The sequence below is a fragment of the Paramixta manurensis genome (assembly GCF_013285385.1).
GTDB lineage: Bacteria > Pseudomonadota > Gammaproteobacteria > Enterobacterales > Enterobacteriaceae > Paramixta > Paramixta manurensis.
In genome coordinates, this window is sequence record NZ_CP054212.1 from 3,755,552 (window position 1) to 3,771,990 (window position 16,439).

Below are 16,439 nucleotides of genomic sequence, written 5' to 3' on the forward strand. Positions count from 1 at the left end.
CCATTATTTTGAAGGAACGGAATCCAGAATGCGTACCCGCAAAGCCGCCGGGTTATTTTGCTCGCCGGGGTCGAGCGGGCTGAGCAGGAAGAACCACGAGAGCAACGCGCTGACGATATACAGCGAAGCGTAAACCCACACCACGCCATTGGTGCCGAACAGTGTATTGAGAATGCCGTACAGTGCCGGTCCGAAAAAGGTCGATAACCCAGCCGCAAAGCAGTAGATCGCCATCGAGTTGCCTTTATCTTTGGTGTCGCACAGGGAGGAAAACAGCGCGGCGGCAGGAACATAACCGCAGAGCGTAATGCCATACAGGCAAGCGAACACCACGCACAGGAAGAAATTGCCATGTGTCCACTGCGGAACAAAATACATCAGCAACATGGAAATCGCCGAGCCAATGCCGCCGAAAAAGGTCAGCACACGGCGCCAGCCAATACGGTCGCTCAGCTTGCCGATAACCGGGTTAAAGCTCATGCCGACCAGCCCCATAATGGTAATTAGCGACAGGTATTCGGTTTGGCTAAACCCAATTTTGTCGGTGAAAAAGCCGGGCAGGAAAATAAAGAAGCCGAAATAAGGCGTGGTGTTGATGATGCGTACCACCGCCGCAGCGGCAATACGCGGACGACGCCACAAAATATCAATACCGCCCATCAGAATGCGCACGGTGCTCTTATCGCGATGCGCTTCATCCAGTAACGGCGCGTAGCCGCTGCGTTCTTTCACCGCCACCAGCATAATTACCACGCCGCAGGCTACTAATCCCAACGACAGCCAGAAAGTAGCGTATTCCCCCATGACACCGATTGAAAAAATCGCCACCAGTGACCCCAGTGTTGGTAGGCCGCCGGTAAAGGAGAGCCAAAACCAGCCGGTGGCGGAGCCGCGCATATCGGTCGGCGCCGCTGCCTGAATCCAAACCAGAAACGCATAGGCAAACATTGGATAGGCCACGCCACGCAAACCGTAGGTCAGTAGCGTGAGGGTAAGGTTTTTGTTAGGTAGCGCAATGCTGAGGAACAGCGCCTCAAAGATCACCCAAATCAGGCCGCCCACCAGCATGACGCGGCGCGGACCAATTAGCGTTGATAGCGAACCCGCCAGCCAGGAACCGATGGTGACAGTAATGCCATAAAAAGCGATGATCGTCGCCGCAATATCCAGCGTGAAGCCATTTTTACTCAGGTAAGGCGCCAGGTAATTTGATTCAACGCCATCGCCAATCATAAAGATCAAGACAGCAATATACCCCCAGGCGAGAGCCGGTGGGATGCCGAGTTTATTCAGCAGGGGATGTTGATTCAGGTCTGATGTTTTCATAATCGCAGGTGTATCCATCATTTATTTATAATATTCAGACAGGCCTGGGACGACATTCAGTTACCCGTCTTGGTGTTTTTTGGGTAATACAGCGCCCTGACGATGCAGGTAAGCACCGCCCTTGCGTAGGATTTTGGTATTCGCGTGCCTTACTTCATGTAGATAAAGCGTTCGCCCGGCATCATCAAATGGAATTTCTCCCCCGGATAATGCGACATCATATAGTCGACGAAATAGCTGGGGTTATCGCTATTGCAGGTAAAGAGATCGAAGTGAAATGGTAATAACAGATCGCTCTGTAGCAGGTGATTTAAATCAGCCGCATCGCGAAAACTCATATTCGGCATAATGCCACGCGCGCCACGTGCATAATCGCCACCGTTAATTGGCAATGCCGCGATGTCGGGCGCTAACTGACTTAGCTCTTGCTGTAATAGATCGGTGACCAGCGTATCGCCGCTGAAATAGAAACCTATGCCATCGCACTGAATGAAATAGCCTAAATAGCGATCGTGTCCTGCGGCATTTTTTTCATATTCGCTGTGCGCGGCAGCAATCGGCTTAATGGAAAACTGACCAACCTGAAAACGTTCGCCGGTTATTGCCAGGCGAACGTTCCTTTCCACCGCGGCATTATCACGGCGCAGCGTTTCTGCATCTGGCGAAGGAATATAAAACGGTAGTGACGCGTTAGCCTCAGCTAACGGTTCCAGCGTCCCCATATCCATATGGTCATCGTGGAAGTGGGAGATCAGTACCGCGTCACACACCGCCAGTGCCTGCGGCGGCAATACCGGCGGGAAACTGCGGGTAAACTCGGTACCGGGGTGATTTTCTTCAATCGCATAACTGAGATAGGGGTCAATCGCTAGCAGGTCACCGGCGGTATTTTTGAGTACCATCCCGGCCTGGCCCAGGCTCCAGATAGCCAACGCGCCCGCAGGAACCTGCGTCTGCTGTAATTCCTGCGCCAGTTGCTGCTGGCTGCGTAGTGAATATGTCATGAATGTTCCCCAGTTTTACCGATGAATGCGACCGGCAAAAATAAATCTCTTCAGACAAGAAATGTAGTGCAAAGGGAAACCGGGGTGTTACAGACGTATCACAAAACATACTAAGCGAAGTTTAGTGAAGGGATCGGGCGATGCACGTATCGCCCGACGGCCATTACACCGCAACCGGAGCTTTAATCGCCGGATGGGGATCGTAACCTTCAATTTCGAAATCATCGAAACAGTAATCAAACAGTGAAGCGGGTTTACATTTAATTTTCAACGTCGGTAATGGACGTGGCTCACGGCTAAGCTGTAAATGGGTCTGTTCAAGGTGGTTACTGTACAGATGCGTATCGCCGCCGGTCCACACAAAATCCCCCACTGCCAAATCACACTGCTGCGCCACCATATGGACTAACAAGGCATAACTGGCAATATTAAACGGCAGGCCGAGGAACACATCGCACGAGCGCTGATAAAGCTGGCAAGAGAGTTTTCCATCGGCGACATAGAACTGGAAGAACGCATGGCACGGCGCCAACGCCATGCTATCCAACTCGCCCACGTTCCACGAGGAGACGATAATACGGCGCGAATCCGGATCGTTTTTCAACTGCTCCAGCACCTTACTCAGTTGATCGATCTGACGGCCATCCGCCGCGCCCCACGCCCGCCATTGCTTACCATAAACCGGGCCAAGATCGCCCTGCTCATCTGCCCACTCATCCCAAATCGACACGTTGTTCTGTTTGAGGTAACCAATATTGGTGTCGCCCTTCAGGAACCACAGCAATTCATGAATAATCGAGCGGAGATGGCAACGTTTGGTGGTAACCAGCGGAAAACCATCTTGTAGGTTGAAACGCATCTGATGGCCAAAAATCGACAGCGTGCCCGTGCCGGTACGGTCATTCTTTGGCGTGCCTTCATCCAGCACTTTGCGCATTAAATCCAGATACTGTTTCATTTTCCCCTCACGAAAGTTGCTGCTGCGGGCGTCGACGATAGGCCCAAATCATCATAATTACACCGGCCAAAATCATCGGCAGCGACAAAATCTGCCCCATACTGATCACGCCATCAAACAAACCTAGCTGCGCATCCGGTTGCCGGAAAAATTCGACAATAATACGGAAAGCGCCGTAGCCAATCAGGAACAAGCCAGACACGCTCCCCATCGGGCGCGGTTTGCGAATAAACAGGTTGAGAATAATAAACAGCACCACGCCCTCTAACAACAACTCATACAGTTGTGAAGGATGACGCGGCAACACGCCGTAGGTGTTCAACAGTGATTGCCACTGCGGATGAGTGGCAATCAGCGCTACATCTTCGCTACGCGAGCCGGGGAACAGCATCGCCCACGGCAGGTCCGGCGCAACGCGGCCCCACAATTCGCCATTAATAAAGTTACCCAGACGCCCCGCGCCGAGCCCAAACGGAATCAGCGGCGCAATAAAATCGGACACTTGAAAGAAGGTACGTTTGGTGCGGTGCGCAAACCAAAACATGACGAGGATAACGCCAATCAGACCGCCGTGGAATGACATTCCGCCATCCCAGACTTTAAATAAATACAGTGGATTATCAAGAAATAGCGGCAAGTTATAAAACAGAACGTAGCCAATACGACCGCCGAGAAATACGCCAAGGAAACCGGCATACAGCAGGTTTTCCACTTCTTCTTTTTTCCAGCCGCTGCCCGGTTTATTCGCGCGCCGTACCGCCAGCCACATCGCGAACAGAAAGCCGACTAAGTACATCAAACCGTACCAGTGTAAAGAAATAGGCCCGATGGAGAAAATTACCGGGTCAAATTGGGGGAAAGCCAGATAGCCGTTATTCATCTTTCACCATATTTATTACCCGTCCAGTCACCGGACGGCTCTGTCGTTCTGCCCACAAAACACCCACCAACACCGCGATGGAAGCCGGGAAACCTCCTCCCATTGATCATGGGAGGCGCAAGGCCGGGCATCATAACACAGGGTTGGTCGCGCGGGTTTGCGGAAATGTAAAAGTCAATGCACGCTTAACGGCCGCCGCGAATCAAGCCGCCCAACCCACGACGCTCCATAAACGCCGCCACCTGTAACCTCACTTCAGCGGCGGTGTGCGCTTGTAAACCACGCTCGGCTAAGGTTATTGCCTCTGCTTTATCAATATGGCGCAACAGATATTTCACGCGCGGCACGTTTTTACCGTTCATGCTCAGGTGGTGATACCCCATGCCAATTAACATCGCCACGCACATCGGATCGCCCGCCATCTCTCCACACAGGCAGAGTTCAATATTGGCGCGCTCAGCTTCAATGGCAATGTTTTTTAGCGCGTGCAGCATCGCCGGATGCAACGAATCATACAGGCTTGCCACGCGGGTATTGTTGCGATCCACCGCTAACAGATATTGCGTTAAATCATTGGTACCCACCGAAACAAAATCAACGCGTGATGCCAGATGCGGCATCATAAACAGCATCGACGGAACCTCAATCATGACGCCAATGCGCGGCGCCGGGATCGGATACCCTAACACTTCTTCCACTTCACGCCCGGCGCGATCGATCAGCCGCCTGGCGTCATCAATCTCGTCAATGCTGGTGATCATTGGCAACAAAATACTGAGGTTACCGGTTGCCACATTGGCGCGTAGCATGGCGCGCACTTGCACCAAAAAGATCTCCGGCTGATCGAGCGTTAACCGGATACCACGCCAGCCGAGGCAAGGGTTTTCTTCGCTGATCGGCATATAGGGAAGTTGTTTATCGGCGCCAATGTCCAGCGTGCGGAGTGTCACCGGCTTATTGAGAAACAACTGCAACATACCTTGATATTGTGCGACTTGCTCCTCTTCCGAGGGGAAACCGCTTTGCAGCATAAACGGGATTTCGGTGCGGTACAGGCCAATGCCATCAACCCAACTGCCCTGTGCCTGTTCATGTTCGGCGCTCAAACCGGCATTCAACATCACCTGCACCCGCTCGCCGCTTTTCAACTCCGCGCGTTGCTCGACGACATCTTCCGCCATCTTGCTCAGCTCGTTCTCTTCGCTGATTAACCGCTGATACTCTTGAACCAATACCGGCTCGGGGTCGACCAACAACTCACCGCGATAGCCATCAACAATCAGCAGACGTTTATTCAGCAGTTCGGGGCGAATATCGGCACCCATCACCGTTGGGATCCCCATCGCCCGCGTAAGGATCGCTGCATGTGAGTTTGATGCGCCGTCGCGTACTACCACGCCGGCGAGGCGATCTTGCGGAAGTTCGGCCAAGGTGGTGGCGGTTAACTCATCGGCAACCAAGATAAAACGCTCCGGCCACGTGTTAGTGCCTTGCTGCGTATCATCAAGATGGAATAACAAACGTTGGCCAAGCACGCGGAGATCGCCCGCGCGTTCACGCAAATAGCTATCCTGAAGGCTGGCGAACTGCGCCGCGAACTTTTCGACAATCTTCTTTACCGCCCACTCGGCAACAGAGCCGGTGTCAATCTCGTCAAAGAGATCTTTTTTGAGCCGCGCATCGCTGATCAGGTGTGAGTAGAGATCGAAAATTGCCGCGCTCTCTTTCTGCACGCTCGCCGAAAAACGTTTACTAAAGCGCCGAAACTCACTGGCGGCCTCAGCCATTGCCAGACTCAGTCGTTCACGTTCGCGCTGTACATCAAGCGTCGAGGCGGCAGAGACCTGGTCAAGCGAAGGTTGCGAGGCATCAACCCAGCCCGGCGCGACCGCCACGCCTGGCGAAGCCGCGATTGCCCGAACACGGGTCTGGCGGAATTGCCCGAAGAGTTGATTAAGCTGTGATTGGGAAAGTAGCGCCGCTAACTGCGTCGCTAAAGTGACCAGAAAAGATTCTTCGCTTTCATCAAACTGACGGTGCTCGCGCTGTTGCACTACCAGCACGCCCAACAGTTGGCGGCGGTTAATGATCGGGACGCCGAGGAAGGAGCGGAAGCGCTCCTCTTTAACCGAAGGAATATATTTGAAACTCGGATGGCTTTGCGCATCGGCGAGGTTAATCGGTTCGGCCCGGCGTCCAACCAGACCGACGATCCCTTCGTCAAACGCCAGCGCGACGCTTTTACCGCGCGGTTTTTTCAAGCCGCGCGTGGCCATCAGGTAATAACAACGACGATCGTGATCGGCGAGGTAGATCGAGCACACCTCGGTATCCATCGCGAAGCAAATCTCATTGACCAGTATTTCCAGTGCTTCATTCAGACGCGGTGCGCCTGCCACCTTCTCTACTATTTCGCGCAACTGAGTGAGCATAATCTACGTGGCTTAACCTCTTTTCCGTCGCCAGGAAGGCGTATTGCGCTGCACAACACTCTCCTGCAATGGCATTACCACGCCAGAAAACTCCTTCATTACACGGCGGTATACATCGCGCTTAAAGGAAACCACCTGACGTACCGGGTACCAAAAGCTCACCCAGCGCCAGCCGTCAAACTCCGGCGTGCTGCTGGTTTGCATATTAATATCCGCCTCGTTGCACATTAATTGCAGGAGAAACCACTTCTGTTTCTGGCCGATACAAACCGGCTTTGTGTCCCAACGCACCAAACGTTTTGGTAACTTATAACGTAACCAGTTACGGGTAGAAGCAAGAATACGGACGTCTTTCCGGTGTAAACCAACCTCTTCGAAAAGTTCGCGGTACATCGCCTGTTCCGCCGTTTCGCCAGGATTAATGCCTCCCTGGGGAAACTGCCAGGAGTGTTGTCCAAAGCGCCTCGCCCACAACACTTGTCCCTGCCTGTTACAGATTACGATACCAACATTCGGGCGGTAGCCATCATCATCGATCACCGGACTACCTCAAACTAAAAATTCAGATAGTCTGATTGTTTCATACTCCTTACAGACGGTAAACCACTGCTTGCGCCTGTAGCAGACGAATAACAATGGGATAACTCACAGATATCATCTGAGTTATAAACAGAAGACGATCAAAAAGCGCGATCTTATTCACGTTTTCTGTGGATAGCTTTGTGCAGAACTTGGTAAATCCGCGAATAACACTAGAAAAACCCACCGATACGCAAATAGTCATTTTTGTGATCAGTCGATTAAAATCAGCAAGATAAAATATATTTACGGTGTTTAAAAACGCGCGATCGCCGCGTGGTTAACGGTTTAGCCCATTGGCTGGTGAAAGATCGAGCGCCGCCGTTTTTATCCACAGAATATGCCAGTAAGTTACGCACAAAATGGGCTAATTCGGCAAAATCGGCGCGCGTCAAGGCTGTAAATCAAAACAGTATTGAGTAAAAAGTCGAGTTATCCCAGTTTTCTGTGGATAACCTGGTGTAAGATCCTGTTCATTGTCGATGACAACATGGGAAAACCCGGTTTTGTTCCATCAGCCCGCGCCGCAAGCGCCGCTAAAAAAGCATGATTTATCATGCTATTATTATGTTTCTGCATGGCGGTCTTCGCTAAAATTTATTCATTGCGCAATGCTGTTTGTTTTTTAACCCCTTTTCAGGATGCATCATGTCAGTTGATTCGCCGCTTGTTACGCCACCGGAAGATGAAGCGACCTTATTGGCCCGCGCACAAGCACTGGCGGGGTATACGCTGGGCGAATTGGCGCTACGGGCAGGGCTAGCTATCCCGGCGGATCTGCGGCGTGATAAAGGATGGGTTGGAACGTTGCTGGAGTTACACCTTGGCGCCAGCGCCGGCAGTAAACCCGAACAAGACTTCGCCCATCTTGGCGTGGAGCTAAAAACCATTCCGGTTGATAGTCAGGGCCGCCCGCTAGAAACCACCTTTGTCTGCGTCGCGCCGCTAACCGGCAACACCGGCGTGGTATGGGAAACCAGTCACGTGCGGCATAAACTGGCGCGAGTGTTGTGGATACCGGTGGAGGGCGACCGGGCCCTTCCGTTGGCTGAACGTCGGGTGGGCGCGCCGTTACTCTGGAGCCCAAGCCCGGAGGAGGAGCATCAGTTGCGTTGTGATTGGGAAGAATTGATGGATCTGATCGTGCTGGGCCAAGTGGAACGGATTACTGCTCGTCACGGCGAAGTGCTACAAATTCGCCCCAAAGCGGCCAATAGCCGGGCGTTAACCGAAGGCATTGGAGAAAACGGGCAGCCGATTATGACGCTGCCGCGCGGCTTCTATTTAAAGAAAACCTTTACCGCCCCGCTGCTGGCGCGCCACTTTTTGCTGTAGCGTTTTCAGTCTTGCCTGACCATGCGTATAATCTTCGTTTACTTTTCGTTTAGGATGCGACGTTAGCATGTTTGACTGGATTGCCGATCCCAATGCCTGGCTGGCACTTGGCACGCTGACCATTTTGGAAATCGTTCTGGGTATTGATAATATTATTTTTCTCTCGTTGGTTGTCGCTAAACTCCCGAAGAATCAACAAAATAGTGCGCGACGCTTGGGGCTAATGGGCGCAATGTTAATGCGTCTCGGGCTGTTGGCCTGTATCGCCTGGGTGGTCAGGCTCACTCATCCTCTGTTTTCCGTTATGGATCATCCCTTTTCCGCGCGCGATCTGATTTTGCTCGGCGGCGGTTTGTTCCTGCTGTGGAAATCCAGTATGGAAATTCACGAGAGCATTGAGGGTGGTAATGAAGAGCATAAAACCAATGTGCATTCATTTGCCGGCGCTATTATTCAAATTATGTTGCTGGATATTATCTTCAGCCTTGATTCCGTCATTACGGCAGTAGGGCTTTCCGATCACCTGTTTATTATGATGGCGGCAGTGGTGATTGCGGTAGGAATGATGATGTTTGCGGCAAAAGCGATTGGTGAATTTGTCGACAATCATCCGTCGGTGAAAATGCTGGCGCTCGCCTTTTTGATTCTGGTGGGTTTCACGCTAATTCTGGAGAGTTTTCAGGTACATGTACCGAAAGGATATATTTACTTCGCTATGTTCTTCTCAATGGCAGTAGAGAGCCTGAATCTTATTCGTAATAAGAAGAACGCCGATTGAAATGATCACGGTCGGGCAACTCCGACCGGAAATAATGCCGAACCGATGTGATAAGTTATGCGTAGATCCCACAAAAACGCTTTTGTCCTTTTATTTTCGGACCCCACCGATTAAAACAACAGAAGGAACGGTTTATTACTACACTCATAGGTTACATCAGTTAGAAGGGAGAAGAAGTGGATGAAGTGGATGTTTAGCGCCGGTGCAATCGCACTCTGCCTGGTATTAAGCGGTTGTAGCAGTGATTATGTCATGGCGACCAAAGATGGCCGTATGATAATGACCGATGGTAAACCGGTGATCGATAAAGAAACCGGCTTGGTGAAGTACACCGATCAACGAGGGCACGAGTTGCAAATTAACGGCGATGAGGTTTCCACCATCATCGAACGCTGATAGCCCTGTTTCACTCTGCCGCGACGGCATTTTCCCGCGGCAGGTGCTCTGACCGCATTTCCCGCACATTCCCCTCTTCCCCCGCCTCCCGACGACGGTTATAGTCGAAAAGGGACTGAATAACGCTTTACTCTTTCCATAAAGAAAAAAAAGGAAGACGGCAAATGCAATATCACCGTATCCCCCATAGTACGCTGGAAGTCAGCCAGTTGGGGTTAGGAACCATGACGTTTGGTGAGCAAAACAGCGAAGCCGATGCGCATGAACAACTGGATTTGGCTGTTCGTTCCGGTATCACACTGATTGATACCGCAGAAATGTATCCGGTGCCGCCGCGCCCGGAAACCCAGGGATTAACCGAAAGTTATATTGGTAGCTGGCTAAAATCACGCGGTAACCGCGATAAGATCGTGCTGGCCTCAAAAGTTGCCGGCCCGTCACGCGGTAATGATGCCTCTATCCGTCCACAGCAAGCATTGGATCGCAAGAACATCCGTGAGGCGCTGGAAGCCAGCCTGAAACGCCTCAACACCGATTATATCGATCTGTATCAACTCCACTGGCCGCAACGCCAAACTAACTGCTTTGGCAAACTGGGTTATCAATATACCGATAACAGCGCGCCGGTGACGTTACTCGAAACGCTGGAAGCGCTTAATGAGCAGGTACGTGCCGGTAAAATTCGCTATATCGGCGTGTCGAACGAAACGCCGTGGGGCGTGATGCGTTACCTGCAATTGGCGGAAAAACATGAGTTGCCGCGCATCGTAACCATCCAGAACCCCTACAGCCTGTTGAACCGCAGTTTTGAAGTGGGCCTGGCGGAAATTAGCCAGCACGAAGGCCTCGAACTTCTGGCTTACTCTAGCCTCGCTTTCGGTACCCTGAGCGGTAAATATCTCAATGGCGCACGACCCGAAGGCGCGCGTAACACGCTATTTAGCCGCTTTACTCGTTATAGCGGCGAGCAGTCACAGCTGGCCATCGCCGCCTATGTTGACCTGGCGCGTCAGCACGGGCTTGACCCATCGCAGATGGCGCTGGCTTACGTGCGTCAGCAACCGTTTGTCGCCAGTACTTTATTAGGCGCAACCACGGTTGAGCAGCTACAGGTCAATATTGACAGCTTTAACCTCACCCTTGATGCCGAGGTGCTGGAGGCGCTGGAAGCCATTCACCGCCGTTACACCTACCCGGCGCCGTAATACCGTAATCACAAAGAATAAACGCCCAGTGATGGGCGTTTTTTTCTGTCCGGCCTATGCGCCGCGCTTCTGTTTACGCTGCCATCCCCACAGCACCGCAATCGCCACGGCAAATAACACGCCAAAACCAACGCCGGTCGCCACTGCCGGAGCGCCCAGCTTAATTGCCAGCGAGTAGAGTCCTAACATCAGCAACATTGCGCCGTTCTCGCCGAAATTTTGCACCGCAATGGCGTTGCCTGCGCCCACCGAGTGTTTCCCTTTCTCCTGTAGCAAGGCGTTGAGCGGCACCACAAAAAATCCGCCGAGTACCCCAATCAACACCAAGAGAACATAGGCGTTCAGCAGGTGATGCTGTAGAGAGAAGAGCGCCACCGCCGCACCAATCAGGATCCCGGCGGGCATGCAACGCCCGACAGTTTTTAGCGTCACCAGTTTGGCCGCCGCCGCCGCGCCAAACACAATCCCAATCGCCACCATCGCATTAAGCAACGTGGGGGTTTTATTGTCGCTAATGCCGAGCGCGACCGGCACCCATAACACCAGCAGAAAACGTAATGTCACGCCAGCGCCCCAAAACAGGCTAGTCCCGACCAGCGAGAAACGTGTTTCTCCATCACGCCATAACACCCGGCAAGCGCTGAAAAACTGCCGCGACATCGTGCGTGGCCGCCAGCTCTGGCCCGGACGCGCGGCGGCCAGTTTTGGAATCAAAACATTAGCCGCTACCGCCAACCCATAGGCCAGCACGCAGGCGAACAGCGCTGCCAGCAGGCTCCAGTCGGCCAAAACTCCGCCAATGACCGAGCCCAACAAAATCGCCACAATGGTGGAAGATTCAATCAAACCATTGGCTTTCACCAATTTTTCGCCGCTGGTAATCTCCCCCAAAATGCCGTATTTGGCCGGTGAGTAAGCCGCCGCGCCAATCCCCACCAGGCTGTAACCGAGGAAGGGATTGATGCTGAAACAGATTGCTAACGCGCCGAGTAGTTTCAGAGCATTGGCAAACATCATCACCCGCCCTTTAGCGAAACTGTCGGCAACTTGCCCGACAAACGGCGCCAGAATGATATAGGTCGCGACGAAAACCATCTGTAATACCGGTTGGCTCCAATCGGGATAGTGCTGATTTTTGAGCACCGCCAGCGTCGCGAATAACAACGCATTATCGCCAAAGGCCGAAAAAAATTGCGCGATAATTACCGCCAACATGGGGCGCGACATCAACGATGCCTGGCGCTGAGCAGAAAGCGTCATGCTGATTCCACCTCTTCTTCCGCCATTTTTTTCAGCGTGACGAAATCCGGCTTCCCGCTGCCTAACAGCGGCAACTGTTTCAGAAAACGAATATCGCGTGGTATCGCCAGTTCGGCGCTGCCTCGTTCACGCGCCGCGCGTTGCAACTGTTCGCGCGTCAGCGCCTCGTCGGTGGTAAATAACACCAATGCCTCGCCACGGTTACCATCGGGTTTAACCGAGGCGGCGTGCTGTTTCTCCGGCGATGCCGCCAGCGCAATTTGCTCCACGCTTTCCAGCGAGACCATTTCACCGGCAATTTTCGCAAACCGCTTAACCCGCCCCTGAATCTGGCAGAACCCGCCTTCATCGAAGCTGACAATATCGCCGGTGTCGTACCAGCCAGCCTCCATTTCACCTTCGCCGTTATCCGCCACCGGCGCTTCGAGTACGCCGGGATGCTCAACGCGCAGATAGCCATTCATGATATTCGGGCCGCGCAACTGTAGCCGTCCGCCCTGCTCAATACCCGGTACTGAAATCAGACGCGAATCCATGCCCGGCAAAATGCGCCCGACGGTATGGACTTTGGCCGCCATCGGCACATTAATGGCGACCACCGGCGCGCACTCGGTGACGCCATACCCCTCAAGAATGCGGATACCAAAACGGTCCTGCCAGAGTTGGCGCGTGCCTTCCTGTAACTTCTCAGCGCCCGCCACCACATAACGCAAGCGCGCAAAGTCGTAGGGGTTGGCGAAACGCGCGTAATTCCCGAGGAAAGTAGAGGTACCGAATAGAACCGTGCAATTACGGTCGTAAACCAGTTCCGGTACGATGCGATAATGGAGCGGGCTGGGATAAAGGAATACCTGCGCACCGGTAAGCAATGGCGTAAACAAGCCAACCGTCAGCCCAAAGGCATGAAACAGCGGCAAAGCCGACATAAAACGATCGCGCGGCGTGAAATCCGCCACGGTACGAATCTGCTCTACGTTTGCCAACAGGCTCTTATGCGAGTGCACCACGCCTTTCGGGTTCCCTTCCGAACCGGAGGTAAACAGAACCATCGCCGCGTTTTCCGGGCGTTGTGGCAGCATCGCCGCACGCGGGAACACCAGATGGCCCAACACCCAGAGCTTGTCTTTCAGGGTGACGGTGCCTTTCAAATCCTCCAGATAAATCCACTTCACCTGGTCGAGCGCCTCCGGTAAGTGCCACAGATTGCCCTTATCGAGAAACTGACGTGAAGTGAAGACGGTTTTGATTTGCGCCGCCGTTAACGCGCTGGTTAACCCATTCACCCCGGCGGTGTAATTCAGCATGGCAGGAATACGCGCGCGCAGCGTGGCGCCGAGAATGGCTGCCGCAGTTACCGTGGTATTCGGCAACAGCAGGCCGATATTTTCCCCCGGTTGCGTATAACGCTCAAGGATTCGCCCGACGCCAAGGCTCTTTTTCAGTAGGCCGTTGTAGCTATCTGGCGCAAAGTTAATGTCCTCAATACAGGGTTTAAACCGGCCATAACGCGTGGCGGCGCTCAGGAACGCTTCATACAACGTTTCACGCGGACGCACCGCCATGCGCGCTTCCATCATGACATGATGTAAATGCTCGCCGGCCAGCACGCGGCGATCTCGCGCACGCGGCGCCTCTGGCATTGGGATAGTGGTTGGTGGCAGCACCGTCAGTGTAATGCGCGGAAACAGGCGACGTTTTACCACCCCGCCCAGCCGACCAAATGGCGTATATTCCGCCCCTTCAATACGTAGCGGTACCACCGTCGCCTGCGATTTCGCCGCCACAAACCCGGCCCCGCTATAAATTTTCATTAGCGAGCCGGTCACGGTAATGCGCCCTTCCGGGAAGATCACCACCGGCCTTCCTTCGCCAATCAAGCGGACCAAATGCTTAATTGACATTGGCCGGGTGGGATCAAGCGGCACAAAGTCAATAAAGGGTTTGAGATAGCGCATGAACCACTTTTCACCGATTGACGAATACACCGCAAACACGGGCTTAATCGGTAAAAACAGGGCTAGCAGAATGCCATCGAGAAATGACATATGGTTTGGCGTAATCAGCACCTTTTCCTTGTATAGCCCTGAAAGATCGCCACGTAATGTTACCCGCCATAATAGCCGGAACAGAAAACGAAAAAGGGTAAACAGCATGCCCGCTCCTTAGCAGCAAAAAAGATTATGCGTACCATGCAGGATATAGGGGCGTAACTCAATAAAAGAGCATGAAAAACGGGCAAAAAAAACCCACGCATCCGCGTGGGTTGGTGCAACTGAACTGAGTGTCAATCTACCGGGATAGATTGCTATTCACCAATCAATACCTCTGGGATCACCATCCTCTCAGGCCGCGCATATCGAGGCCAGCGACAAAACGCAAAAGATTTTCCGTAAGTGAAACCAGGTGTGTAAATCGGGCAGAAAGCGTTACTGACGCCGCGCCCGCAGGCGCGACGAAGTGGATTAACCTTGATTAGTACCAGGGTTGGGACTCGGATTAGGGCTATTCAACGCGTCGGGCGCAATGTTCATATGTTTCAGTACCGGCCCGATAATATTGCCGAACACCGGGGCGGCAACCGAACCACCAAAGTGGTTATCTCCGGTCGGATGGTTAATCATAATCACCAGCGCCACCTGCGGGTTACTGGCTGGCGCGACGCCTGCAGTGTAGTTGATGTAGCCGCCGTCATATTTCCCACTGGCGCCCATTTTCTCGGCGGTACCGGTTTTTATCGCCAACCGATACCCCGGCACGGCGGCGCGCACCCCGGAGCCGCCCGGCAAGGCATCACTTTCCATCATATGGATAATCGATTGCACGGTATTCGCATTCGCTACCCGTGTTCCCAATACCGGCGGCGTGACTTTGGTAATCGACAAGGGACGGTAGAGGCCATATGAGCCGAGCGTGGCATATTCGCGCGCAATTTGCAGCGGTGTTACGCGTAGGCCATAGCCAAAGGAGAAGGTGGCGCGCTCAATATCCGCCCACCGTTCGCGATGCAACGGAAAATAGCCGACACTTTCGCCGGTTAAGCCCAGCCCGGTCGGTTTACCCAGCCCAAAGGCGTGATAGGTATTAACCAGCACTTCCGCCGGCATCGCCAATGCAATGTGCGAGACGCCGATGTCGCTCGATTTTTGCAAAATACCAGTCATGGTCAGACGCGACCAGTGCCCCACATCGCGGATTAAATGCCCGTTAACGCGGTAAGGCGTAGTATCCAACACCGAATCTGGCCGCACCAACTTACGCTCCAGACCTTCCATCACCACTAACGGTTTCACCGTTGAGCCGGGCTCGTAGCTGTCATTAATCGCGGCGTTACGCATCTGGCTCGGCGACACATCCGCGTAATTATTCGGGTTAAATGAAGGATAAGAAGCCATACCGAGAATTTCGCCGGTATCGATTTTCACCAGTACCGCCGCGCCGGAGTCGGCTTTATTTAGCAATACGCCATCGCGTAGTTTGGTATACAGCGTGTACTGGTCGAATTTATCAATACTCAACTGAACCGTTGGCGGCTGTTTCGGCGGATCATAGCTCAGCATTGAGATGATGTTACCATCGCCATCCTGACGATAAACCTCTTTCCCCGGCTCGCCCTGCAACAGCTTATCGTAGCCGTGCTCCAACCCGTTTAGCCCGGTATTATCCGCCCCGACAATGCCGATCAACGGTGCGGCGGCTTCACTCATTGGATAGAAACGGCTGTCGTCATACACGGTACTGATGCCTTTGAGATGCAGTTGGCTGATATCTTTCGCGATACCCAGTTCAACCTTGCGGCCCAGATAGAGAAAGCGACGATGCGGATTAGCGGTGATTTGTTGCTGAAGCTGTTCCGGACGCTCATTTAGCGCGTTGGCGAGATACACCCATTTGGCGCTGGTAAATTCCGGATTGGCTTCCAGCACCCGTTGCGGATCGGCAATAATATCGCGCGACGGAACGCTCAGCGCCAACGCTTCGCCGTTGCGGTCAAGCAACGTCCCGCGGTTGGTTGGAATCGTCACGGTGCGCAGCGAGCGTTGATCGGCTTCATGCTCCAGCATCGGATGATTGATTAACTGTAAATCGGCCACCCGTGCCAGTAACAAGCCCATACAAGCCAGTACGCCAAGGCAAATCAACCGATAGCGGAAGGGATTGAAAGGGGCTTTAATCTGATCTTTACCCAGAAATTTGTTTATGCGGGGCATGCTCGTCAACTGAATCGGTGATGATAACTAGCTGGAAGTTATAAAGAATCCGTTGCCAGGTTAACAGCAAAACTGTGT

At 53.1% G+C, this 16,439-nt stretch carries 14 protein-coding genes; 5 read left to right on the forward strand and 9 right to left on the reverse strand.

Annotated elements, in window-relative coordinates:
• Positions 1 to 3: 3 nt before the first annotated feature.
• The 6 genes from PMPD1_RS18120 to rppH all read right to left on the reverse strand — a co-directional run bounded on the left by PMPD1_RS18120 (position 4) and on the right by rppH (position 7,140).
• Positions 4 to 1,326: an MFS transporter gene (locus PMPD1_RS18120; protein ID WP_173635348.1), complete on the reverse strand. Its 1,323-nt coding sequence runs from the start codon at positions 1,324 to 1,326 to the stop codon at positions 4 to 6.
• 149 nt (positions 1,327 to 1,475) lie between these two features.
• Positions 1,476 to 2,330 (reverse strand): MBL fold metallo-hydrolase, encoded by an 855-nt coding sequence (locus PMPD1_RS18125; protein WP_173635349.1) that lies wholly within the window; start codon positions 2,328 to 2,330, stop codon positions 1,476 to 1,478.
• Positions 2,331 to 2,493: 163 nt separating this feature from the next.
• Positions 2,494 to 3,288, reverse strand: coding sequence for a thymidylate synthase (gene thyA, locus PMPD1_RS18130; RefSeq protein WP_173635350.1), 795 nt, complete (start codon positions 3,286 to 3,288; stop codon positions 2,494 to 2,496).
• A 7-nt stretch (positions 3,289 to 3,295) separates the two neighbouring features.
• A complete protein-coding gene (gene lgt / locus PMPD1_RS18135) occupies positions 3,296 to 4,168 on the reverse strand; it encodes a prolipoprotein diacylglyceryl transferase (RefSeq protein WP_173635351.1) in 873 nt (290 codons plus the stop codon).
• Positions 4,169 to 4,353: 185 nt separating this feature from the next.
• Positions 4,354 to 6,600, reverse strand: a complete 2,247-nt coding sequence (gene ptsP, locus PMPD1_RS18140; RefSeq protein WP_173635352.1) for a phosphoenolpyruvate--protein phosphotransferase — start codon at positions 6,598 to 6,600, stop codon at positions 4,354 to 4,356.
• Positions 6,601 to 6,612: 12 nt separating this feature from the next.
• The gene (gene rppH, locus PMPD1_RS18145) at positions 6,613 to 7,140 is read right to left on the reverse strand and encodes an RNA pyrophosphohydrolase (protein WP_173635353.1); all 528 of its coding nucleotides are present in this window, start codon (positions 7,138 to 7,140) and stop codon (positions 6,613 to 6,615) included.
• A 454-nt stretch (positions 7,141 to 7,594) separates the two neighbouring features.
• On the opposite strand from rppH, the gene PMPD1_RS22895 reads away from it, so the two are divergent.
• From PMPD1_RS22895 to PMPD1_RS18165, 5 genes are all read left to right on the forward strand, one after another.
• Positions 7,595 to 7,729, forward strand: coding sequence for a hypothetical protein (locus tag PMPD1_RS22895; RefSeq protein ID WP_435529699.1), 135 nt, complete (start codon positions 7,595 to 7,597; stop codon positions 7,727 to 7,729).
• 98 nt (positions 7,730 to 7,827) lie between these two features.
• Complete coding sequence (gene mutH, locus PMPD1_RS18150; protein ID WP_173635354.1) at positions 7,828 to 8,514, forward strand: DNA mismatch repair endonuclease MutH; 687 nt, start codon at positions 7,828 to 7,830, stop codon at positions 8,512 to 8,514.
• Between the two features lie 67 nt (positions 8,515 to 8,581).
• Positions 8,582 to 9,292 (forward strand): TerC family protein, encoded by a 711-nt coding sequence (locus PMPD1_RS18155; protein WP_173635355.1) that lies wholly within the window; start codon positions 8,582 to 8,584, stop codon positions 9,290 to 9,292.
• A gap of 180 nt (positions 9,293 to 9,472) precedes the next feature.
• Entirely contained in the window at positions 9,473 to 9,688 is a 216-nt protein-coding gene (locus PMPD1_RS18160) for a YgdI/YgdR family lipoprotein (protein ID WP_173635356.1), read from the forward strand.
• A 164-nt stretch (positions 9,689 to 9,852) separates the two neighbouring features.
• Positions 9,853 to 10,893: an NADP(H)-dependent aldo-keto reductase gene (locus tag PMPD1_RS18165; RefSeq protein WP_173635357.1), complete on the forward strand. Its 1,041-nt coding sequence runs from the start codon at positions 9,853 to 9,855 to the stop codon at positions 10,891 to 10,893.
• Positions 10,894 to 10,947: 54 nt separating this feature from the next.
• Here the strand turns inward: PMPD1_RS18165 and lplT are convergent, their stop codons facing one another.
• The 3 genes from lplT to PMPD1_RS18180 form a co-directional block, all read right to left on the reverse strand.
• Positions 10,948 to 12,153, reverse strand: coding sequence for a lysophospholipid transporter LplT (lplT, locus tag PMPD1_RS18170; protein WP_173635358.1), 1,206 nt, complete (start codon positions 12,151 to 12,153; stop codon positions 10,948 to 10,950).
• Positions 12,150 to 14,306 carry a bifunctional acyl-ACP--phospholipid O-acyltransferase/long-chain-fatty-acid--ACP ligase gene (gene aas / locus PMPD1_RS18175; RefSeq protein ID WP_173635359.1) on the reverse strand — a complete coding sequence of 719 codons (2,157 nt, stop codon included), beginning with the start codon at positions 14,304 to 14,306 and terminating at the stop codon, positions 12,150 to 12,152. The genes lplT and aas overlap by 4 nt, the downstream gene beginning before the upstream one ends.
• Before the next feature lie 309 nt (positions 14,307 to 14,615).
• Positions 14,616 to 16,361 carry a penicillin-binding transpeptidase domain-containing protein gene (locus tag PMPD1_RS18180; protein WP_173635360.1) on the reverse strand — a complete coding sequence of 582 codons (1,746 nt, stop codon included), beginning with the start codon at positions 16,359 to 16,361 and terminating at the stop codon, positions 14,616 to 14,618.
• Positions 16,362 to 16,439 lie beyond the last annotated feature (78 nt).